This is a genomic window from Bacillus sp. FAU20, assembly GCF_056033865.1.
Map to the genome: position 1 here is coordinate 238,046 of NZ_JBVYHY010000026.1, position 21,342 is coordinate 259,387.

Here is a 21,342-nt window from a genome sequence, read left to right on the forward strand (position 1 = left end):
AGGAAATTATGTTTGATCCAACTGCTTTTGACAATTTAAAAGTAATCGTAGAAGGTGCTGTGTATGATTTTGATCTACATGGAGATATTCTTGTAACAGATCGAAAAGATATGATGGATCTTGCTTCATTAAGTCGTATATATCATATCTCATTTCAATTAACAGAACCGTTTGAACCATTAGTAGAAGCAACATTTTCATTATCTGTGGATGCAAAGAACTTGTCTGGTGAAATACTAGAAGTGCCTCAGTTTACACCAGGTTGTGAGATGAAGCTAGCATTTTCATTCCCGTTAGAACAACCAGAAGTAAAATGTGAAGAAATTGAAACATTAATGCGTTCTATATGGGGAAAAGAAAGAATGATTATGCAGAAAGTTTCATACGAATATAATAAGCAAGCGATTTCATATCATAATAAGGTAGAGGTTCTATTTCAAAAAGCGATTACAGAAGACCATGTTGATGATTTAATAGCTGTTATTTCACACATGATAGAAACGGTGCGAACAATACAGCATTTTCTTCAAAAATAGAGATAAAGGAGAAAAACAAATGATAAAAGATATGCAACCATTTTTACAACAAGCTTGGGAGAAGGCTGGTTTTAAAGAGTTAACTGAAATTCAAAAACAAGCGATTCCAACTATTTTAGAAGGACAAGACGTTATAGCTGAATCTCCAACTGGAACAGGAAAAACATTAGCGTACTTATTACCCCTTTTACATAAAATTAATCCTGAAGTAAAACAGCCACAAGTTGTTGTTTTAGCGCCAACACGTGAACTTGTAATGCAAATTCATGAAGAGGTTCAAAAGTTTACAGCAGGAACTGAAATTTCAGGTGCATCTTTAATTGGTGGTGCAGATATTAAGCGCCAAGTTGAAAAATTAAAGAAACACCCAAGAGTAATTGTCGGTTCACCAGGCCGTATTTTAGAATTAATTCGTATGAAAAAGCTAAAAATGCATGAAGTAAAAACAATTGTATTTGATGAGTTTGATCAAATTGTAAAGCAAAAAATGATGGGCGCAGTGCAAGATGTAATTAAATCAACGATGCGCGATCGTCAATTAGTATTCTTCTCGGCGACAATGACAAAAGCGGCAGAAGATGCGGCACGTGATTTAGCAGTGGAACCACAATTAGTACGTGTAACACGTGCAGAATCAAAAAGCTTAGTTGAGCATACGTATATCATTTGTGAGCGACGCGAAAAAAATGATTACGTAAGAAGAATTATGCATATGGGCGATGTAAAAGCAGTTGCGTTCTTAAACGACCCATTCCGTTTAGATGAAATTACTGAGAAATTGAAATTCCGTAAAATGAAAGCAGCAGCTCTTCATGCAGAAGCAAGTAAACAAGAGCGTGAAGCGACAATGCGTGCTTTCCGCGGAGGGAAAGTAGAAATTCTACTTGCTACTGATATTGCAGCACGTGGTATCGACATTGACGATTTAACACATGTAATTCACTTAGAATTACCAGACACAGTAGACCAATATATTCACCGCTCAGGACGTACTGGACGTATGGGTAAAGAAGGAACTGTCGTGTCTCTTGTAACACCACAAGAAGAGCGTAAATTACTGCAATTTGCGAAAAAACTAGGCATTGTATTTACGAAGCAAGAAATGTTCAAGGGATCATTCGTAGAAACGAAACCGAAAGCACCAAAGAAAAAGAAACCAGCATTTACTGGGAAGAAAAAGCCTAGATAAATGATGGAGAAGGCGTAACTATTTGTAGTTACGTCTTTTTTGTTTGTAAACAAGTGATAATGGGAATTGTATTAGTGTTTTTAATGTGCCTATCATATATATGCTTCTACTGGGAGTATCGAAAAAAGGGTAGTTTATTTATTTGGTTTATACGAGGAAATAATATAAAAAAGTCGAATATTAAAATGATGCGAAATAATAAAAAGAAGGTACATATATGGATAGGAAATTAGGAATGTTTTTGAATACGAAATATATTGAAGTAAACGAAGGAATACAAAAAGCAAGGGAATGGGATTTAGAATATATTCAATTATATGCTATGAATCCGACTTTCAACTTAGCTAACATCTCAAAGATACAATGGAATACATTAAAAGAAAACTTATCTTTTAATGAGATTCAAGTCCCGTCATTAGCAATTAGCTTCGGAGAAAATGGAATAATAGGAACTGAAGCTGAATGTGTAATAGAGAGTTTTAAATATATTACTGATAAAGGGTTAAGGTTAGGAGCTAACATAGTAACAGCCCATATTGGGAAAATCCCTGAGGATGAAAATAGTGAGTACTATGATAAAATGCTACGTGTTTGTAATGAAATAGGGGACTTAGCGTTCAGATTTGGAGGATTCTTCGCCATTGAGACGGGATCTGAAAAAGCAATAGTATTAAAACGATTTTTAGAAACTGCAAACTCGAAAGGACTAGCTGTTAACTTTGACCCAGCAAATTTAATAAGTGATGTAAATGAAAATCCGGGAGAAGGTTTATTACTATTAAAAGATTATATAGTACAAACTCATATTAAAGATTGTAAAGAAGTGAAAAGTGATCGTTCAACTAAGTATATAGAAGTCGCAGCAGGGAATGGTGAAGTAGATTTCGATATATTCTTCAAAGTATTAGATAAAATTGGATTCGACGGATATAACATGATTGAAAGAAATGATTATTTTGATGAACTGGATGGGATGAGTCAGTCGATAAATTTTGCAAAGAAGTACATACCAACTCAAAAGGAATAACGATAGTATTTGTAGAAAGCTACATAGAATATAAAAACCATTAGGGGGAAATGTAATGATCCATAAAGTAGGACAAATTATGTTATATGTAAATAATCAAGATGAGGCAGTAAATTTTTGGACGGAAAAGGTAGGGTTTCATGTAGTTGCAGAGGAAGATAATAAGCAAGGAATGAGATGGATTGAAATCGCTCCGAAAAGCGGTGCAGAAACGAGCATTATATTACATAATAAAGAAGTTATTTCTAAAATGAGCCCAGAATTGAATCTTGGTACACCGTCCCTAATGTTCTTCTCAGAAAATCTTGATCAATTATATACAGATTTAACAAATAAAAATGTTACTGTTGGAGAAATGGTAACTATGCCTTCTGGTAAAGTGTTTAACTTTGCTGATAGTGAAGGGAATTATTTTGCGGTTATGGAGAAGAACCAATAATAATATTGCTATGTGAAAATCCCCCTCAAATATATTTGAGGGGGATTAAATTTTTGAAGTGGATTTTTCATTAGAGAGTTGTTTAATAAAAAATACTCCTTTTTCAATAGCTGTCTCAATATAGCCAACGATTTGGTCAAACGTAAATACTTGTAAGTCTTCATGCAAATGTTGCTTTGGATATAACATATCTTCAAAAAGATACTTTCGAAATTCTAAAACGTTTTCTTTAGAAACCTCTTCAATATCCACAATGTGAGCCTCTTGATTGAGAAGAGAGAAAAGCTGTTGTTCTTGATCGTAATGATGAAGCAACTTTGCATTTAACAATTTAAAATCGTTATAGTACAGGGGTGCGATAGTTTCGTCATTCTCTATTCTATTTTTTAGCCAAGGTAGAAAAAATCCACTTAGCCAATTATCATCGGCAATGAGGTGGGTATAATAGCCTAAAATAAATGGGGAATCTATATGTGATTCATATTTATGAAAAAATGAATCATAATCTATTCTTCTCGTATAGTTCTTCGTTGTACCGGCATAAAAATGTGAGGTTCCTTTTTCTTTTTTTGAATGAACAGCATCAGGGGCTACAGCTCCAAGTAAGAAAGAAGTCTTATCGTGAATTGATAGTTTCTCAGCAATACCACTAGCGATAATAACATGCATAATTCGTGATCCCATGAATGCCACCTCTGTTTCCAGTATTCATTTCAGGAAGAGGACTAAACAGTTAGTATTACTTTCCCTGTACTTTTTCTACTTTCGACCCATTCATGTGCTTTCCCTGCATTTTGAAGTGGAAAAGATTTCGTAGCCTTAATTTGTAAACGTCCGTCACGCAAATAACGGAAAACTTCATTTGCAGTTTCTTGGAGCAGTTCAGGACGCTTTTTTCGTGTGGTTCCAAAGCTAAAACCGAGTATAGAGCGGCAACTTGCATGTAAATCTTTCGTTTGAAAGTTACCAATTTCACCGCTAGCATTACCGAAATGAACGAGGCGACCGTAATAAGCAAGGCAGTTTAAACTTCTTTCAGAAACCGTTCCAGAAATAGAGTCTAAAATTACATCAACCCCTTTACCATTTGTCAGTTCATTGACTTTCTCTACAAAATCTTCAGCTTGATGACAAATAACATAATCAGCTCCAGCATCTAAAGCAATTTCTTTTTTTGCTTCACTTCCGACAATGCCTATAACTGTTCCAGCCTCTAATAGTTTAGCAAGTTGAATAGCAGTAGTGCCAATTCCGCCAGCAGCCGCATGAATGAGTACAGATTCACCTTGTTGAAGCCTTGCAACATTAGCGAGTAAATTATAGCTTGTAAAAGATACAATTGGACAAGCAGCTGCAGTTTGAAAATCGACTTCATGAGGTAAAGAAAAAGTAAGATTTTCGTTTGCGACAACGTATTCTGCGTAAGATCCATTTTGAGGAAAAGCGATGACTCGCTGTCCAGGATAAATATTTTTCACATGAGAACCGACTCGTTCTACAACACCAGCGACATCTATCCCTGGTATAAAAGGTAGTGCTTTATTTCCTTTTTTACCATAACGGGATTTAATATCGGCGAAATTTACACTAGTAGCAACAACGCGAATTAAAACTTGGTCTTCTGAAATAGTCGGCACATCCACATCTGTATATTTCATCACTTCAGGACCACCGAACGACGTTACAACGATAGCTTTCATCATATATCCTCCTAAATTTGACTATATAAATCATTTTAAATGTTCATTAGAAATTGGAAAATTATATAATAGTTATGTTTGATTATAAGTGAAGCTTATGAACTCAATGAATCATAATATTAATTTATATAAAAAAACTTTTAAAAAATCGAACGAAATATGAATTACCTGCCAATATATAGTGTAAGACAAAGGAGGGCTGGAATATGAAGGGTGAAATAGATTACGCACATTTAATTCAATTAACTTTATCAGGCAATAAAGAAGCGTATAGCGAATTGTATGATGTAACGATTCAAGAAGTATATAAAACAGCACATTTTTTAATTGAAGATAAAACGGATGTAGATGATGTCGTTCAAGAAGTATACATACAGCTATATGAATCGCTTCGTAAATATGATAGGAAGAAGCCATTTCGTCCTTGGCTAATTGGGCTTGCGATTAAACAAATTCATTCTTATAGAAGAAAGAGGTGGATGCGACTACGAATTATAAAAAAAGCAGAAGAGCAAAGAAAGCCAGTGCAAATTGATTTTTCTAACGATGTTGTAAGTAAAATATCAAACCAAAAACTAATCGAACTCATTCATAAATTACCGTATAAATTGAAACAAGTTATTATCTTAAGATACTTACATGATTATTCACAAGAAGAAGTAGCACAAATATTACATATTCCAATTGGTACAGTGAAATCTAGAATTCATGCGGCATTAAAGAAACTACGTCAAAAAGAGCAAGTAGAAGAAATTTTTTTAGGAGAGGTAGGGAATGTGAAATGAGTTTAGATTGTAGAGTTAGAGAATCTATACGAGAAGAAGCGAAGGGAATTGTTGCCCCGCCGGAGTTAAAAGAAAAAATAATTGTTCAAATCAAAATGAATCGCGGGGGAAGTAAGGTGAAGAGACGCCTGATCGCCGGAGTGCTTGCAGCAGCACTTTTAATCCCTACGACCGGTTTTGCATATCAATCTATTATGGCGGATGGTATATACGGTTCTTTTGAGAATTTAAAAAAACATGCTGGAGCGATGACATTAGAGGCGTACATGCGTTTTAGTGCAAAATTATTAGAAGCGAAAGATGAAATGGGTGCGAAGGAATATGAAGAGTTTACAAAAGAATTAAAAAAATTAACAGATGCAAAGCTTGCGTACGGAGATTCAAACGGTAATATTGATTACGATCAATTATCATCAGCTAAAAAAGAAGAAATGAAAAGAATAGAGATGGAGCTTCAGCCGTATTTTGATAAATTAAATGGCCATAAATCTAGTAAAGAAGTATTAACTCCTGAAGAGTATGAACAATATATGGAAGCATTAATGTCATATCAAACCGTATTAGTAAAAACGAAATCGAGTGGGGGGATAACAGTAGAAGAAGTACCTGAAGCGTACAAAGAAAGGTTTATTAAAGCGGAGCAGTTTATGGAGTATGTAAATGAAAAGGTGAGATAAGTAAAAAAGCTCAAAGCTTTAGCTTCGAGCTTTTTTTATTGAAAGAAAATAAAGCATTCAATTATATTTTTTCATCGCTGCATGATCCTTTTGTATAAAACAATCTAAAAGGGAATAACCAGCTATTAAACTAATAATCGTAACAAAAGTTGTATTTATTAGAATAATATTAACTAAATAAGGTAGGTATTCGCCAAGTGGTGAAAAGAGGAGTGCTGGGGAAAAGGAAATGAATAGTGTAGGCACTGTAATAGCGATAAATTTATCCGGTTGAAAGCTCCAATTTTGTTTACTCGTTTCGCGATTAATAGATTGAAGGAATCGTAATAAAATGCCGACTATAAGAGGGAAGAGTGTAAAGTAGAATAATTTTGGATAAACGTTAAAGTTCACTTGCGTGTCTGTATCTAAATAAAATTGAATTTTTACTCCTACAAATAATAATAAGACGATAAATAATGTGAAGCAGAGGTATAGCATTACTTTTTGCATTATATTCCACCATCCTTTACTCAAAATATATTCAAAAAAAGAAGAGATATACAATAACTACTGTTGTATATCTCTTCTTTTACTGTTAGTTAATAGTGGAGTTTGCTTTTTCTTGCTTCGTGAAATAATCAATAATGCCCATTGCGCTAATTTCTATATCTAAATGTAAAATATTATAAACGGAATGATCAGCTGGAACGTTTAACGTTGTAAGATGAGAAGAGATTTTATCCATTAACACAGTTTGTAAAGCTTTAGTTGCTTCATCGAAATCATTATACTGTTCAAAGACTTCCTTACCAGTCTGAATGAAAATAGGTAACCAATGTTCCAATTGATTGTATACTTCTGTAACATGAGAGGATGCGCCGTAATGACCGAAATAAATAGTATCTACATTCATGCTTTGAATGTGATTTTTAGAAGCAATCATCGCATCTGGTTGGAATTGTGAAGGGGACGTTGATGGTAGATATAACTCTACATCAACGTCTGCGAGTTCTCTATAATAAATTCCAATTGTATCGCCAGTAAAAATCCCGTTTGTTAATGAATCGTGAATGCTAATATGGTGCTTCGCATGTCCTGGTGTATCGTAAAATGTAAGTTTACGGTCTTCTGCAATTTGTAATGTATCACCATGTTGTACAATACGAACACGTTCTTCTTCTATAGGAAGAATGGGATCGAAAAGTTTGTCGAAATCTTCTTTGTATACAGCTTTTGCACCTAAAATAAGTTTTGTTGGATCAATCATATGACGAGCACCACGAGAATGCACATATAACGTAGCATTTGGGCACTTTTCCATCATTAAACCAGCTGCGCCAGCGTGATCTAAATGCACATGTGTAACGATAATGTTTTTAACATCGTTTAAATCAATATGTAATTGTTGTAAGCCGTCTAAAATATACGGAAGAGAAGGGGCTGCACAAGTTTCAATTAAAGTAATATCGTCACCTAATAAAACGTACGTACCTGTTCGTTCATTATGCTGTAAATCGAAATCATCAATAAGATATAGGTGAGAAGATAATTGCTCTACTTTTTTTCATATTTACCACTCCTTATATACTGCATGTTTCTATTATACGCTAAAATAGAAAAAAGGCAGAAAACGAAAGCTCGTCTTCTGCCTTTTTGTAATATTATTATTTCGTTTGTTGTTTATTAATAGACATAATGAACAGTCCAACAATCCCACCTACTAATGGAAGCATAATCTCTCCTGCTAAATTAAAGTAGGAGCTTAAGAATAAACCATTTACATCGATTACCCAGCCAGTAACATACAATAACATCATATATAGTACGAAATAAAACTCGCGATTTGAAATCGTTTCATGTTGTGCAGTTTTCATAATGGACACCATCCTTTTCTTTTATAATGGAATATAAACTGTCACATTTTGTTCACATTTCAATTGTAAAACTTTCCAAAATAAAAGTCTAGTATTTTTTGTCGAATTTTTGAACAAAAATAAAGCGCTATCATTTCAGCGTGTAAGTACGTAATAAGAGCTGTATATTCACGAATGTAGTATAGTATAAACATAGAATGATAGTGAAGAGAGGGGCAAAGACAATGACAGTTTATGATTTTTCAGCTAAAACAATTACAGGTGAAGAAAAGTCGTTAAGAGATTATGAAGGAAAAGCACTTCTTATTGTAAATGTAGCTAGTAAATGTGGTTTCACACCTCAATATAAAGGATTACAAGAGGTGTATGATAAATATAAGGACCAAGGACTAGAAATACTCGGTTTCCCTTGTAACCAATTTGGAGGACAAGAGCCAGGTACAGAAGCAGATATTACTAGTTTTTGTGAGTTAAACTACGGTGTAAACTTCCCGATGTTTGCAAAGGTTGATGTGAAAGGTGATAAGGCTCATCCTTTATATACCTACATGACAGAACAAGCACCAGGTTTACTCGGTATGAAAGCAGTGAAATGGAATTTTACGAAGTTTCTAATTGGAAAAGACGGGAAAGTAGTAGGGCGTTTTGCGCCGCAGACGAAGCCGGTAGATTTAGAGGTTGAGATTGAGAAGGTACTTGGAGAATAATTAGGAGTTTCACTTTATTAAAAAACGTCTCAAAGAACAATGTAGTTCTTTGAGACGTTTTCTTTAAACTCACATTTTCAAGATTAAATAACTGTATCAAAGTCATCTGATTTAGGTAGAGAAGCTGCTTTTTTCATAAGCACTTCCCATAAGTGTACAGATTTCTTCCATTCTTCTGCAGTCTGCCTCTGTTTATACATAGCGTTCTCATAACTGGCAGTAAGTTGTTGCATATCGGCCGAGTTGTAAAGTGTATCGATATGGAGAGCGTATTCTCGGAATGTTTGACTTTCACTCCGTGGTATGCCAATTCTCGCAAATTGTTTTAAAAGTGCACCGTAAGCTTTTTGATAAACACCATCATCTTTTCGGTATTTATAGAAATGAATAATAAGAAATGTCCTCCATATCATTCTAGTGGTGAAGAGAATGTATCCCATAATACTAATTAGTATCGTAGAGAGGAATACGTACCACCAAGAAAAACTAGTTTGAGAATTTGTAACCTTTTTAGTAGAAGCTTCTTCTGTATTTTCTATTAAACTTTTAAGTTTTGCTTCATTATTTCGTTGTTGTATTTGCGTGTTATTAGAATTATTTGCTTCGCTATTTTGTGAAATAGGAGCAGGCGTATTATTTATAAAATTATAGGGATTAGTAAATCCTTTTGTTGGTTCGAATGGAATCCATCCGTATCCTGGGAAATATACTTCGACCCAAGAGTGTGCGTTATCGTTCGTGATTGTATAAACATCCTCACCTTCTGCAGAGGCAAGTGTATTGTCAAGAGTTCCTTCTGTATAGCCTTTTACCCAGCGAGCAGGAATCCCGGCAGAACGAAGTAGTACAATCATAGACGTCGAAAAATTATTACAGTAGCCGCTTTTTGTATCGAAAAGGAATTGATCTACATAATCTTGGCTTTTGGCAGGGAATAAGACATTTGTTGATTCGTATGTAAAAGAGTTGTCTGTAAAGTAATTTTCAATAGCTAATACTTTATCATATCGGTTGTCTTTATCATTTGTAAGATTGACAGCCAAGTCTTTTACGCGCTGTGGTAATGACTTGGGAAGTTGTGTGTACTTTGTCATAAAATAAGGATTTGTTTCTTGACCTTCATTTGTTTTTACAGCTTTCAAGTTTTCTATGGAAAACTCAGGGATCTCATATGTTACTTTATACGAATGTAAAGTAGTAGAAGAGTCTCCATTCATTGTATAAATTTTTTCTGAAAACGGGTCAACACTGTATGATACATCAGAAGCAGCCTCAACTGATACTAATCCTGCTGGATAGGTAAGGTGAGGGTAACTTTTTTGCATGGTAATTGTTGCCTCAGTCGTTTTCGTTTTTGTATTTTGTTCGTACCAGCTTACGACGTCGTTTTTATTTTTAAAAGAAATCTTTTTCGGATTTTCAGAAATTTCCCAGCCTTTTCCTGTATAAAAATCTTTTGTTTCTACTCTCCAATATTGTTTGTTTTGCGTTCGTGCTGTGAAAACAATTGTAGGATCCGCCTTAAAAGGACCGCCTAATCGCGAGTCATCTAAACCATACCCAATTGTAGAAACTTTTTGTTCTTTACTTGCTTCAGATGTGTTGAATTTTAAAAAATCCATTGTGTTTGGCCATTGAGGGCCAAATTTTGGAGCAAAGTATGCAATGGTTGCTAATAATACGATAAATATTGTAAGTGGTCTAAGTAATTTTGAGATTTCTCTAGCATAATTTTGTAAGTGTTCACGTTCTTTTATTCGTTCTACTTGAAGAAGACTAAGCATAAAAAAGCCGATGACAACAGTACGAATAATAGCGTAGTTTGCATTGTATAAATGTAAGTTATGAAAAGTTGCGATATAAATAATAGTCAATACAAGGAATAGAAACCCACGTTTTTTATGAATAATCCAAAATGAAGTGAAAGAACTCAAAAACCAAAATGAGAGAAAAAATAAAACCGTCGGAAAAACTGGAGAAATATCTAGTAAATTCCCTTGGAAAAACAGGGAGGAATTTCGAAACATATCAGAAAAGAATGTTGTTAGCCAAGATGGATTTATAAAAGCATTTTTATAATATAGGGAATGAATGATAAATAAGACTGTGACAATTTTTATAGGAATCTGCCACCTCGTTTGAAAAAAAGAGAGAGCGAAGCAAATTCCTATAAATGTTACGAAAATATCTAATCTACCTACATTTGTAATACCTATAAGAGGTCTTATCCATTCTAGTAAAAGAAGAAATACACATGCATGCATGAAGAATCTGTTTGTATCCCACTTGTATTTTGCTTGTAATATCATCATTTGCTCACCTCAAAAAACACGTTTGTATACCGGTTTTCATAAACCGTGTTTACAAATATTTGTCGTTTTTTTAGAGTTTCTAGTATACTGAGTTCTCGGTGTGAAAGTTGATTCGCTTTTTCTTTCACGACAAAAACCATACATTTTCTATTTCTTATAGCAGCACAATCAGCCGCCTTTTGAATATCGGGAGAAAGATTACTGGTCACGAGTATAACCGTGACGGGTTCATAAATTTTTCTTAGTTCCATGTCTACACTCTGGGAGAGCGGAAATACACTGTCTGCTTGTACTTTTGCTAAATGACAAAGGATTTGTTGTAACTGCGTATCTCCATTGTCTAAAGGGAAAATGGTTTGTTCTTTTCCGATAGACACGAATGATGCTGGTGAATTTTGTTTCAAGACAGCCCTTACGATAGAGGCAGTAAATGTGACGACTGATTCGAATAGAGGAGACTCGGTTCTGTCTATGAATATCATAATATTATGGCTGCGCTGTTGTTCAAACTCTTTTGTCATAATATTGTTTGTTCGTGCAGTTGCTTTCCAATCGATCCATGAAAAGCGATCGCCAGGTTTATAGTCTCTGACACCGACCGAGATTGTAGAGTCTTTTGCTGAATTTATATTTGCTGAAAGCGCTCCTTGTTCGAAATGATTTTCCAATTGTCGATACGCTATATCTACATACTGGGGATAGACTAAAAATGTATCTGGAACTAAAAAAGTTACTTCTTTCTCCATCATGCCGAATAAATCGCCAGTTTTGACACGAACGCTTGAAAAAGTGTGCTCGCCTCTAGGGATTGTGTCAATAACATATTGAAACGAAATATTTCGTTTCAATCCTGGGAAGAGTACTACCTTATTCATCTTTATTTGTTTACAACTTATAAATTGTGGTGGCAGTGCATCTTCTATAACTAAATAAAGTAAGGGAAAAGGAAATTTTCTTTTTATTGTAATCGTGCTTACAAATTGTTCTCCTACTACATATCCATTTTGGTTTGTTATTCGCTTTACTTCAGCGTCCCGTAAAGCGTAGAAGGGGAGTAGTAGCGAATAAAGAGCAATGGGAATTATGCTGTAAAATAAAAACCAACTTACAAACCCTCCTTGAAACATAGCGTACACAAATGTTAAGACTAGGCATAAAGGGAGTAGCAATAACTTCATAACGTGATATAGCGCTCGCAGCATTCGTTTCATCAAGGGTTCATCGTCCTTTGAGTAGGCACGGTAGTTCGTGCAACGATTTTTGCGATAACTTGTTTGCCAGTTATTCCTTCAAATTTTGCTTCCATTTTTAGAATGAGTCTATGTGCTAAAACGTAAGGGGCTAAAAGTTTAACATCGTCTGAAATAACATAATTCCTGCCATGGATAAATGCATAAGCTTGTGAAGCTTTCATTAAAGCAATCGAACCACGTGGACTTGCACCTAACTGTATAGAACTGTACGTACGAGTCTGATTAACAAGCTTTACAATGTAATGCTTAATTGCTTTGTCCATACTTACTACCCGTACGCTTTGTTGTAAATAAAGTAATTCTTGTATTGTAGTAATGGTCTGTAATTGAGAGAGTGGATTTGTTTTTTCCATCCGGTTTAAAATTTCAAATTCTTCCTCTGGTGTAGGATATCCCATTTTTAGTTTCAATAAGAAACGATCGAGCTGAGCTTCTGGTAGAGAATATGTTCCTTCATATTCGACCGGATTTTGTGTAGCCATGACAAAGAACGGCTTTGGTAAAGGTCTTGTAATACCATCTATTGTAATATTGCCTTCTTCCATACATTCAAGTAAAGCAGATTGTGTCTTTGGAGATGTACGATTAATTTCATCAGCAAGTACAAAATTCCCCATAATTGGTCCAGGCTTGAACTCAAATTGGAGCTCTTTCGGATTATAAATAGAAACTCCTGTTACATCTGACGGCAGTAAATCAGGTGTAAATTGAATTCGCTTATAATCAGCATCAATGGATTTAGAAAGAGCACGTACTAGCATTGTTTTCCCGACACCAGGAACATCTTCTAATAGCACATGACCTTCAGCTAAGAGAGCTGTCAAAGCTAAGATTGTTTCTTTTCGTTTTCCGACCATTATTTTTTCAATATTATTGATTATTTTTTCTACAGTGGGATGTAATGAATCAAGCTGGGGCATCGTAATCCTCCTAATGTTATTATCGTTTTCTAATCCATTTAGTTGACATATTTCTAATTCTATATATAGATAGTAAAACTTCCACCTTTAATTCTGAGAATATTCAGATTATTTATTTTGATTATATCTAGTATAATTGTTTCCGTAACTAAGGGCAATACAGTAAATAATGATTTGTAGTTTTATGTAAAATGAGACGTGATATTAAAAATGACATTGAAGAAAAAATTCCTTACATACAATTTATATTCTTTTCTTTATGGCATTTTTGAAATAATATCAAAATTCTTTTTCTTTTGCAAAATAGTCGATACCTCAAAATACTATTCTCCTAATAATCACGATTAACCATAACCTTCACAACGGAACAAAAGGTTTTCTCACAAACTTATTTTCTACTGAATTTTTGACAATCTCTTGAACTGTGCGAAATGTCACATCTGTATTTTACAACCTCTCTTATAGTAAGGGTATGTAAGAGAGACGTATTAAAGGAGTGAACAGTATGAAGAAAAAACCTTCAGCACTAATGAGACGTTTAAAATATTTTTCACCAATAGATCGTTATAACGATAATCATACACAAGAAACATATGAAGATCGTGAATGGGAAAATGTGTACAGAAAGCGTTGGCAGCATGATAAAGTAATTCGTTCTACACATGGCGTGAACTGTACTGGTTCATGTAGTTGGAACATTTATGTGAAAGATGGAATTGTAACTTGGGAAGGACAGGAGCTTAACTATCCAACAACAGGTCCTGATATGCCTGATTTTGAACCGCGAGGCTGTCCACGTGGAGCAAGTTTTTCTTGGTACATTTATAGTCCACTTCGTGTGAAATATCCGTATGTACGTGGTGTTCTTTGGAATATGTGGCAAGAAGAATTACAAAATAACGAGTCACCATTAGATGCTTGGAAAAGCATTGTGGAAAACCCTGAAAAAGCACGAAAGTATAAGCAGGCACGTGGTAAAGGAGGATTCATTCGTGCGAATTGGGATGAAGTGTTACAACTCGTTTCAGCTTCATTACTGTATACAGTAATGAAATACGGTCCAGACCGAAATGTTGGTTTCTCACCAATTCCAGCTATGTCGATGTTAAGTCATGCAGCTGGTAGTCGTTTTATGCAACTTATGGGTGGGCCGATGCTTAGTTTTTATGATTGGTACGCAGATTTACCACCAGCTTCTCCGCAAATTTGGGGCGATCAAACAGATGTACCAGAAAGTAGTGACTGGTATAACTCTGGTTACATTATGACATGGGGTTCAAATGTACCGATGACGAGAACACCAGATGCTCACTTTTTAGCAGAGGTTCGATATAAAGGAACGAAAGTCGTTTCTGTCAGTCCTGACTTCGCTGAATCTACAAAGTTTGCGGATGATTGGATTAGTGTGAAACAAGGTACAGATGGTGCACTTGCGATGGCAATGGGGCATGTGATCTTACAAGAATTTTACGTAGATAATCAAGTGGAATATTTCACAAAGTATGCGAAGCAATATACTGATTTTCCTTTCTTTGTCACATTGAAACAAAAAGGAGATCAATTCGTTGCTGATCGTTTCTTAAACGCTGCTGATATTGGACGCGAAACGAAGTTAGGAGAATGGAAACCTGTTCTTTGGAACGAGAACACGAATGATTTTGCAACACCTCAAGGCACAATGGGCTCACGTTGGGATAACGAAAAGAAATGGAACTTGCGTTTAGAAGATGAAGAAACAGGTGAAAAGATTGATCCACGTCTTTCTTTACTTGGAATGGAAGAAACGATTGGAACGGTACAAATTCCGTACTTCTCTGATGATGGAAACAAAGTATTAGAACGTACAATTCCAGTGAAAAAGGTTATGACAGAAGAAGGCGAAGTGTTCGTTACAACTGTATACGACTTAACGTTAGCAAATTACGGGGTGAACCGAGGGTTTGGCGGACAAGAGCCGAAAGACTTCAATGATGATGTACCGTTTACACCTGCATGGCAAGAGAAAATGACAGGAGTGAAACGAGAACTAATTATTCAAATCGCTCGTGAGTTCGCACAAAATGCCGCTGATACAAATGGTCGCTCGATGATTATTGTTGGAGCTGGTATTAACCATTGGTTTAATTCTGATACGATTTATCGCGCAGTTTTAAATCTTGTTCTTCTCGTCGGGGCACAAGGAGTAAACGGCGGGGGATGGGCGCATTATGTTGGTCAAGAAAAGTTACGACCTGCAGAAGGATGGCAAACAATCGCGATGGCAAAAGATTGGCAAGGGCCACCAAAATTACAAAATGGTACGTCTTTCTTCTATTTCGTAACAGATCAATGGCGCTATGAAGATACACCTGTTGGACATTTAGCATCACCAATTGAAGGTAACTCACGTTATCAACATCACGGTGATTACAATGTATTAGCAGCACGACTCGGCTGGTTACCTTCTTATCCAACATTCGAGAAAAATGGAATTGAATTATATAAAGAAGCTGTTGCTGCTGGTGCAACAACGCAAGAAGAAATCGGAAAATATGTTGCACAAAAATTAAAAGAAAAAGAACTGAAATTTGCGATTGAAGATCCTGATAATAAAAACAACTTCCCGCGCAACTTATTCGTTTGGCGTGCGAATTTAATTTCAAGTTCTGGTAAAGGGCATGAATATTTCTTAAAACATTTATTAGGTACAACAAACGGATTAATGAATGACGATAGTGATTCATTACGACCAGAAGAAATTAAGTGGCATGAAGAAGCACCAGAAGGGAAGCTTGATTTACTCATTAATTTAGATTTCCGTATGGCTGGAACAGCGCTGTATTCTGATATCGTCTTACCTGCTTCAACTTGGTACGAAAAACATGATTTAAGTAGTACAGATATGCATCCATTTGTGCATCCATTTAATCCAGCAATCGGTTCACCGTGGGAAGCACGCTCTGACTGGGATATTTTCACTTCACTTTCTAAAGCTGTGTCAGATTTAGCGAAGAAAATAGATCTTGAGCCAATGAAAGAAGTTGTTGCAACACCACTTCTTCATGATACACCGCAAGAATTAGCGCAACCACTTGGCAAGATTAAAGATTGGAGTAAAGGTGAATGTGAACCAATCCCGGGTAAAACGATGCCACAAATTCATGTTGTTGAAAGGGATTATAAAACGATTTATGACAAAATGACAGCACTTGGACCAAATGCCGGAAAACAACCGATTGGTACGAAAGGGATCTCTTGGTCAGCAGAAAAAGAGTATGAGCAATTAAAGAGCAAATTAGGAGTTGTTCGAACGGATACTATTGCGAAAGGTTGCCCAGACATAAAAGAAGCAATCAATGCTGCTGAAGCGGTATTAACGCTTTCTTCTACAACAAACGGTCATATGGCAGTAAAAGCATGGGAAGCACTTGAAAAACAAACAGATCTAAAATTACGTGATTTAGCAGAAGAACGTGAAGAAGAATGCTTTACATTCGAACAAATTACAGCACAACCGAAAACAGTAATTACTTCTCCGGCCTTTACAGGTTCAGAAAAAGGTGGACGACGTTACTCACCGTTTACAACAAATGTGGAACGTCTTATTCCTTGGAGAACGATAACTGGTCGACAATCTTTCTACTTAGACCATGACATGATGAAAGAATTTGGTGAAATGATGGCAACATTTAAACCAATTCTGCAACATAAACCGTTCCGTAAGTCACGCCCTGAAGTAGAAGGGAAAGAGATTACACTAAACTATTTAACACCGCATAATAAGTGGTCGATTCATAGTATGTATTTCGATTCATTACCGATGTTAACGCTGTTTAGAGGTGGTCCAACTGTTTGGATGAATAAAGAGGACGCTGCAGAAGCTGGCGTTGCTGATAATGATTGGATCGAGTGCTTTAACCGTAACGGTGTTGTCGTAGCGCGTGCTGTTGTAACGCACCGTATACCGAGGGGAATGGCATTTATGCACCATGCGCAAGATCGCCACATTAACGTGCCTGGTACGAAATTAACAAGCACCCGTGGGGGAACGCATAATAGTCCAACCCGTATTCATGTTAAACCAACACATATGATTGGTGGATATGGCCAATTAAGCTATGGATTTAACTATTATGGTCCGACTGGGAACCAGCGTGATTTAAATGTTGTAATCCGTAAACTGAAGGAGGTAGATTGGCTTGAAGATTAAAGCGCAAGTCGGAATGGTAATGAACCTAGATAAATGCATCGGCTGTCATACTTGTAGTGTAACGTGCAAAAACACCTGGACAAATCGTCCAGGTGCGGAATATATATACTTCAATAACGTAGAAACGAAGCCCGGAATTGGTTATCCGAAACAATGGGAAGATCAGGAGAAATATAAAGGCGGCTGGGAATTGAAAAATGGTGAAATTCAGCTGAAATCTGGTTCGAAAATGAAACGTCTTATGAACATTTTCCACAATCCAGATCAACCAACAATTGATGATTACTTTGAACCTTGGAATTATGATTATGAAACATTAACAAATAGCCCGCAGCGTAAGCATCAACCAGTTGCTCGTCCGAAATCAGCAATTACAGGCGAATTTATCGACAAAATTGAATGGGGTCCGAACTGGGAAGATGATTTAGCTGGTGGACATATAACAGGATTACAAGATCCGAACGTAAAGAAAATGGAAGAAGAAATTAAAACAGATTTTGAAAACGTCTTTATGATGTATTTACCACGCATATGTGAACATTGTATGAATCCGTCTTGCGTATCATCTTGTCCATCTGGTGCGATGTATAAACGTGAAGAAGACGGCATTGTTCTTGTAGATCAAAATGCATGTCGTGCTTGGAGGTTCTGCGTATCATCTTGTCCATATAAAAAAGTGTATTTTAACTGGCAAACGAATAAAGCTGAAAAATGTACAATGTGTTTCCCACGTATTGAGGCTGGTATGCCAACAATTTGTTCAGAAACATGTGTGGGACGTATCAGGTATATTGGGGTAATGCTATATGACGCTGACAAAGTAAAAGAAGCAGCTTCTGTTGAAGACGAAAAAGATTTATATGAATCTCAGCTTACTGTTTTCCTAGATCCAAATGATCCAGAAGTAGCAGCTGAAGCGAAAAAACAAGGCATTCCTGAAGAATGGATTAAAGCAGCACAAGAGTCACCAATCTATAAAATGATTATCGATTGGAAAATTGCTCTGCCTCTTCATCCAGAGTACCGTACAATGCCGATGGTTTGGTATATTCCGCCGCTTAGCCCAATTATGAATATGGTGGAAGGGAAAGGCAGTAACTGGCAAGCAGAAGAGATTTTCCCTGCTATCGATAATATCCGTATTCCAATTCAATATTTAGCGAATTTACTCACTGCAGGAGATGAATCACACATTCGTCTTACATTGAAGAAAATGGCTGTTATGCGAACGCATATGAGAGCGCTGCAAATTAATAAAGAGCCAAATGAAGCTGTATTAAAAGAACTTGGTTTAACGAAACAGGATGTAGAAGATATGTATCGTCTTCTTGCTATTGCGAAATATAAAGATCGCTTCGTCATTCCGGGCACTCATCGTGAACAAGTGGCAGATTTATATAGCGAACAAGGAAGCTGTGGTTTAGCATTCGCAGGTGGTCCAGGCTCTTGTATGACAATTTCTTAAATAAAGGGGGCAGAAAATGATGAAACAAAGTTTACAAACTGCTTTTTCTTGTTCTTCTTTTCTTCTCTCCTATCCTGAACTAGGGTGGAGAGAAGCTGTAACTGAATTGCAAGAAGAGATTGAAACGATAGAAAAGGAAGAAGTTAAAGCATCACTTACAGCCTTTATAAAGCAAGCGCTAGATAAAACGAATGATCAACTCATTGATAGTTACGTATATACATTCGATTTTGGTAAGAAAACAAATATGTATCTTACTTATATGAACACTGGTGAACAAAGAGAAAGAGGTATTGAATTATTAGAGTTAAAGCAGCATTATAAAAAATCTGGTTTTGAAGTAACGGATAAAGAATTACCTGATTATTTACCACTTTTTCTTGAGTTTTTTGCAAATGCAAATGAGCAAGACAGTGAACCAATTATGAATAAATACAAGGAGAATATACAAGCATTACACGTTCAGTTAAAAGAAGCAGGTAGTATGTATGAACCAATTCTTGCGGCTGTTCTACTCGCTATCGAAGCATGGGATGTACAGAAAAATTAGAAAGGAGAGTTGTTAAAATGATGAATCAATTTCTATGGGTATTGTTTCCCTATATCATTTTTGCAATCTTTATCGGTGGACATATTTTTAGATACAACTATGATCAATTTGGATGGACATCAAAATCTAGTGAACTATTAGAAAAGAAAATGCTCCGAATCGGAAGTCTATTATTCCACTTTGGGATTATGTTCGTAATTGGCGGTCATGTTATGGGGATATTAATTCCAGAAGCTGTATACCGTTCGATAGGTATTTCTGAGCATACGTATCACATAATGGCAATTAGTTTCGGGCTTCCGGCAGGTGTTGCTTCTATTATCGGTTTAATTATATTAACGTACCGCCGCGTAACTGTAAAACGTATCATTGCAACGAGCACAAAGGGAGATTATATTGCGCTTATTTTATTACTTATCGTAATGTTAGCAGGACTTTCTGCAACATTTTTAAATATCGATTCAAAAGGATTTGATTATCGTACAACAATTGGCCCTTGGTTCCGAAGTCTCTTTATTTTCCAACCGAAAGTTGAATATATGACGAAAGTACCAGTATGGTTTAAAATTCATATTCTTGCAGGGATGGGTTTATTCGCAGTGTGGCCATTTACAAGACTAGTACATGTATTTAGTGCCCCAATTAAATATGTAAGCCGTAGTTATGTAATTTACAGAAGACGTATTCCTAATGAGTTGAAAAAATAATACTGCTGTAAACGGATAGGAGCTAATGGTTAAAACGAAACGAGGTCTAATATGGAAGGCCTCGTTTTTGTTTACATAGGGAATAACCGTTAATAAGTAGTTTAAATTGAAAAAAGATTAGCATCTAAATAAGATGCTAATCAATACTACAAACAGAAGCAGAGCAATCTTCACAAGCAATTTCACATTTTAAAAATTGTAAATCGTGAATGGTAATCTTTCCTTTATGAATAGAAATTGTACCTTGCTTTTTTAATTCATTTAACATTCGATTTACGCTTTCACGTGAAGTTGCACAGAAATTAGCTAGTTCTTGATTCGTTAACGGTAAATCGATGAGAATACCATTTTCTTTTAATACACCGTAACTATTTGTCATTCGAATGAGAGTAGAATATAAGGCACCTTTTTTGCCGTGTAACACTAAATCTCGGAACTTCGTTTGCATTCTTCTTAAATGTTCACTAATCCATTTCATAAATTCAAATACAAGAGCGGGTTTTTGGAGTAATGCTTTTTCTAACGCTTCACGCTTTATTACACCTACTTCAACATCTTCAAGACATTTTGAGTTTAATAAATATTTTGCATTATCCGTGAACAACGTTAATTCTCCAATAATGTCATATTCCGAACAAATTCGAAGTGTTAATTCTTGTCCGTCAGCACTAAGTTTACTAATTTGTACTTTTCCTGAGTGGATAATATAGAGTTCGGTTGCCTCCATACCTTCTTGAAAAATAAAACTGCCTTTTTTTATCTGCATTTTATATTCAACAGATGCAAGTAATTCCTTTAAATCTTGAGATAATTTCATACTGTTTGTCACAGCAATCACCTTTCTTCTTATAAGCAATACATTTCCTATTTTGAGTGTAAATATGTTGAAAATGCAAGAGCTATTTTAAAAATATAGTAAAATTTCAATGACCGTAAGGAGGAGAGACTGAAGATGTGAACAAAATGCGAACAGATTTGTGAAGAATTTTTGAATGGGGAAAGTGATGTGAGAAAAGTCACATTGAATTTG

General features: G+C 35.7%; 20 protein-coding genes. 11 read left to right on the forward strand and 9 right to left on the reverse strand.

Annotated features, from left to right (window positions below):
* The first annotated feature begins 8 nt into the window (after nt 1-8).
* The 4 genes from AC0OM3_RS23140 to AC0OM3_RS23155 all read left to right on the forward strand — a co-directional run bounded on the left by AC0OM3_RS23140 (nt 9) and on the right by AC0OM3_RS23155 (nt 3,191).
* Nucleotides 9-536 (forward strand): hypothetical protein, encoded by a 528-nt coding sequence (locus tag AC0OM3_RS23140; protein ID WP_000460219.1) that lies wholly within the window; start codon nt 9-11, stop codon nt 534-536.
* A 19-nt stretch (nt 537-555) separates the two neighbouring features.
* Complete coding sequence (locus tag AC0OM3_RS23145) at nt 556-1,725, forward strand: DEAD/DEAH box helicase (protein ID WP_000588614.1); 1,170 nt, start codon at nt 556-558, stop codon at nt 1,723-1,725.
* Nucleotides 1,726-1,942: 217 nt separating this feature from the next.
* Entirely contained in the window at nt 1,943-2,752 is an 810-nt protein-coding gene (locus AC0OM3_RS23150; protein WP_000375222.1) for a sugar phosphate isomerase/epimerase family protein, read from the forward strand.
* Between the two features lie 55 nt (nt 2,753-2,807).
* On the forward strand, nt 2,808-3,191 hold the full coding sequence (locus tag AC0OM3_RS23155) for a VOC family protein (RefSeq protein WP_000581467.1): 384 nt from the start codon (nt 2,808-2,810) through the stop codon (nt 3,189-3,191).
* A 45-nt stretch (nt 3,192-3,236) separates the two neighbouring features.
* On the opposite strand, the gene AC0OM3_RS23160 is transcribed toward AC0OM3_RS23155, so the two are convergent.
* Together AC0OM3_RS23160 and AC0OM3_RS23165 are read right to left on the reverse strand one after the other, a co-directional pair.
* The gene (locus AC0OM3_RS23160; RefSeq protein WP_000535631.1) at nt 3,237-3,875 is read right to left on the reverse strand and encodes a zinc dependent phospholipase C family protein; all 639 of its coding nucleotides are present in this window, start codon (nt 3,873-3,875) and stop codon (nt 3,237-3,239) included.
* A 41-nt stretch (nt 3,876-3,916) separates the two neighbouring features.
* The gene (locus tag AC0OM3_RS23165; protein WP_000644654.1) at nt 3,917-4,891 is read right to left on the reverse strand and encodes a quinone oxidoreductase family protein; all 975 of its coding nucleotides are present in this window, start codon (nt 4,889-4,891) and stop codon (nt 3,917-3,919) included.
* A gap of 206 nt (nt 4,892-5,097) precedes the next feature.
* Between AC0OM3_RS23165 and AC0OM3_RS23170 the strand changes: the two genes are divergently transcribed.
* Together AC0OM3_RS23170 and AC0OM3_RS23175 are read left to right on the forward strand one after the other, a co-directional pair.
* Nucleotides 5,098-5,676 carry a sigma-70 family RNA polymerase sigma factor gene (locus AC0OM3_RS23170; RefSeq protein WP_000675554.1) on the forward strand — a complete coding sequence of 193 codons (579 nt, stop codon included), beginning with the start codon at nt 5,098-5,100 and terminating at the stop codon, nt 5,674-5,676.
* A complete protein-coding gene (locus AC0OM3_RS23175; RefSeq protein ID WP_000050698.1) occupies nt 5,673-6,353 on the forward strand; it encodes a DUF3600 domain-containing protein in 681 nt (226 codons plus the stop codon). Before AC0OM3_RS23170 ends, AC0OM3_RS23175 begins: the two co-directional genes overlap by 4 nt.
* 57 nt (nt 6,354-6,410) lie before the next feature.
* On the opposite strand, the gene AC0OM3_RS23180 is transcribed toward AC0OM3_RS23175, so the two are convergent.
* The 3 genes from AC0OM3_RS23180 to AC0OM3_RS23190 form a co-directional block, all read right to left on the reverse strand.
* Nucleotides 6,411-6,845 carry a hypothetical protein gene (locus AC0OM3_RS23180; RefSeq protein ID WP_001174540.1) on the reverse strand — a complete coding sequence of 145 codons (435 nt, stop codon included), beginning with the start codon at nt 6,843-6,845 and terminating at the stop codon, nt 6,411-6,413.
* Between the two features lie 85 nt (nt 6,846-6,930).
* Nucleotides 6,931-7,863 carry an MBL fold metallo-hydrolase gene (locus AC0OM3_RS23185; RefSeq protein ID WP_474213216.1) on the reverse strand — a complete coding sequence of 311 codons (933 nt, stop codon included), beginning with the start codon at nt 7,861-7,863 and terminating at the stop codon, nt 6,931-6,933.
* Nucleotides 7,864-7,999: 136 nt separating this feature from the next.
* Nucleotides 8,000-8,209 carry a DUF3925 domain-containing protein gene (locus AC0OM3_RS23190; protein ID WP_000844984.1) on the reverse strand — a complete coding sequence of 70 codons (210 nt, stop codon included), beginning with the start codon at nt 8,207-8,209 and terminating at the stop codon, nt 8,000-8,002.
* A gap of 224 nt (nt 8,210-8,433) precedes the next feature.
* On the opposite strand from AC0OM3_RS23190, the gene bsaA reads away from it, so the two are divergent.
* Entirely contained in the window at nt 8,434-8,916 is a 483-nt protein-coding gene (gene bsaA / locus AC0OM3_RS23195; RefSeq protein WP_000219442.1) for a glutathione peroxidase, read from the forward strand.
* An 83-nt stretch (nt 8,917-8,999) separates the two neighbouring features.
* Here the strand turns inward: bsaA and AC0OM3_RS23200 are convergent, their stop codons facing one another.
* From AC0OM3_RS23200 to AC0OM3_RS23210, 3 genes are read right to left on the reverse strand one after another with little or no spacing between them, the layout of a single operon-like run.
* The gene (locus AC0OM3_RS23200; protein ID WP_089148424.1) at nt 9,000-11,228 is read right to left on the reverse strand and encodes a transglutaminase TgpA family protein; all 2,229 of its coding nucleotides are present in this window, start codon (nt 11,226-11,228) and stop codon (nt 9,000-9,002) included.
* Entirely contained in the window at nt 11,225-12,439 is a 1,215-nt protein-coding gene (locus AC0OM3_RS23205; RefSeq protein ID WP_000827539.1) for a DUF58 domain-containing protein, read from the reverse strand. The genes AC0OM3_RS23200 and AC0OM3_RS23205 overlap by 4 nt, the downstream gene beginning before the upstream one ends.
* On the reverse strand, nt 12,439-13,401 hold the full coding sequence (locus tag AC0OM3_RS23210) for an AAA family ATPase (RefSeq protein ID WP_001135813.1): 963 nt from the start codon (nt 13,399-13,401) through the stop codon (nt 12,439-12,441). Before AC0OM3_RS23210 ends, AC0OM3_RS23205 begins: the two co-directional genes overlap by 1 nt.
* Before the next feature lie 505 nt (nt 13,402-13,906).
* On the opposite strand from AC0OM3_RS23210, the gene AC0OM3_RS23215 reads away from it, so the two are divergent.
* The 4 genes from AC0OM3_RS23215 to narI are packed head-to-tail and all read left to right on the forward strand — an operon-like array spanning nt 13,907 to nt 20,312.
* Complete coding sequence (locus AC0OM3_RS23215; RefSeq protein WP_046946374.1) at nt 13,907-17,590, forward strand: nitrate reductase subunit alpha; 3,684 nt, start codon at nt 13,907-13,909, stop codon at nt 17,588-17,590.
* Nucleotides 17,580-19,055 carry a nitrate reductase subunit beta gene (gene narH / locus AC0OM3_RS23220; RefSeq protein ID WP_474213107.1) on the forward strand — a complete coding sequence of 492 codons (1,476 nt, stop codon included), beginning with the start codon at nt 17,580-17,582 and terminating at the stop codon, nt 19,053-19,055. Before AC0OM3_RS23215 ends, narH begins: the two co-directional genes overlap by 11 nt.
* Nucleotides 19,056-19,074: 19 nt before the next feature.
* Nucleotides 19,075-19,605, forward strand: a complete 531-nt coding sequence (gene narJ, locus AC0OM3_RS23225) for a nitrate reductase molybdenum cofactor assembly chaperone (RefSeq protein ID WP_033703548.1) — start codon at nt 19,075-19,077, stop codon at nt 19,603-19,605.
* Between the two features lie 17 nt (nt 19,606-19,622).
* A complete protein-coding gene (narI, locus tag AC0OM3_RS23230; RefSeq protein WP_474213108.1) occupies nt 19,623-20,312 on the forward strand; it encodes a respiratory nitrate reductase subunit gamma in 690 nt (229 codons plus the stop codon).
* Between the two features lie 136 nt (nt 20,313-20,448).
* Here narI and AC0OM3_RS23235 read toward each other — a convergent pair whose 3' ends face one another.
* Entirely contained in the window at nt 20,449-21,141 is a 693-nt protein-coding gene (locus tag AC0OM3_RS23235) for a Crp/Fnr family transcriptional regulator (protein WP_000185188.1), read from the reverse strand.
* Between the last annotated feature and the right edge of the window lie 201 nt (nt 21,142-21,342).

Coding starts and splice junctions, on each gene's coding strand:
- AC0OM3_RS23140 (WP_000460219.1), top strand. CDS start 9: ATGTTTGATCCAACTGCTTTTGACAATTTAAAAGTAATCGTAGAAGGT.
- AC0OM3_RS23145 (WP_000588614.1), top strand. CDS start 556: ATGATAAAAGATATGCAACCATTTTTACAACAAGCTTGGGAGAAGGCT.
- AC0OM3_RS23150 (WP_000375222.1), top strand. CDS start 1,943: ATGGATAGGAAATTAGGAATGTTTTTGAATACGAAATATATTGAAGTA.
- AC0OM3_RS23155 (WP_000581467.1), top strand. CDS start 2,808: ATGATCCATAAAGTAGGACAAATTATGTTATATGTAAATAATCAAGAT.
- AC0OM3_RS23160 (WP_000535631.1), bottom strand. CDS start 3,875: ATGGGATCACGAATTATGCATGTTATTATCGCTAGTGGTATTGCTGAG.
- AC0OM3_RS23165 (WP_000644654.1), bottom strand. CDS start 4,891: ATGAAAGCTATCGTTGTAACGTCGTTCGGTGGTCCTGAAGTGATGAAA.
- AC0OM3_RS23170 (WP_000675554.1), top strand. CDS start 5,098: ATGAAGGGTGAAATAGATTACGCACATTTAATTCAATTAACTTTATCA.
- AC0OM3_RS23175 (WP_000050698.1), top strand. CDS start 5,673: ATGAGTTTAGATTGTAGAGTTAGAGAATCTATACGAGAAGAAGCGAAG.
- AC0OM3_RS23180 (WP_001174540.1), bottom strand. CDS start 6,845: ATGCAAAAAGTAATGCTATACCTCTGCTTCACATTATTTATCGTCTTA.
- AC0OM3_RS23190 (WP_000844984.1), bottom strand. CDS start 8,209: ATGAAAACTGCACAACATGAAACGATTTCAAATCGCGAGTTTTATTTC.
- bsaA (WP_000219442.1), top strand. CDS start 8,434: ATGACAGTTTATGATTTTTCAGCTAAAACAATTACAGGTGAAGAAAAG.
- AC0OM3_RS23200 (WP_089148424.1), bottom strand. CDS start 11,228: ATGATGATATTACAAGCAAAATACAAGTGGGATACAAACAGATTCTTC.
- AC0OM3_RS23205 (WP_000827539.1), bottom strand. CDS start 12,439: ATGAAACGAATGCTGCGAGCGCTATATCACGTTATGAAGTTATTGCTA.
- AC0OM3_RS23210 (WP_001135813.1), bottom strand. CDS start 13,401: ATGCCCCAGCTTGATTCATTACATCCCACTGTAGAAAAAATAATCAAT.
- AC0OM3_RS23215 (WP_046946374.1), top strand. CDS start 13,907: ATGAAGAAAAAACCTTCAGCACTAATGAGACGTTTAAAATATTTTTCA.
- narJ (WP_033703548.1), top strand. CDS start 19,075: ATGAAACAAAGTTTACAAACTGCTTTTTCTTGTTCTTCTTTTCTTCTC.
- narI (WP_474213108.1), top strand. CDS start 19,623: ATGATGAATCAATTTCTATGGGTATTGTTTCCCTATATCATTTTTGCA.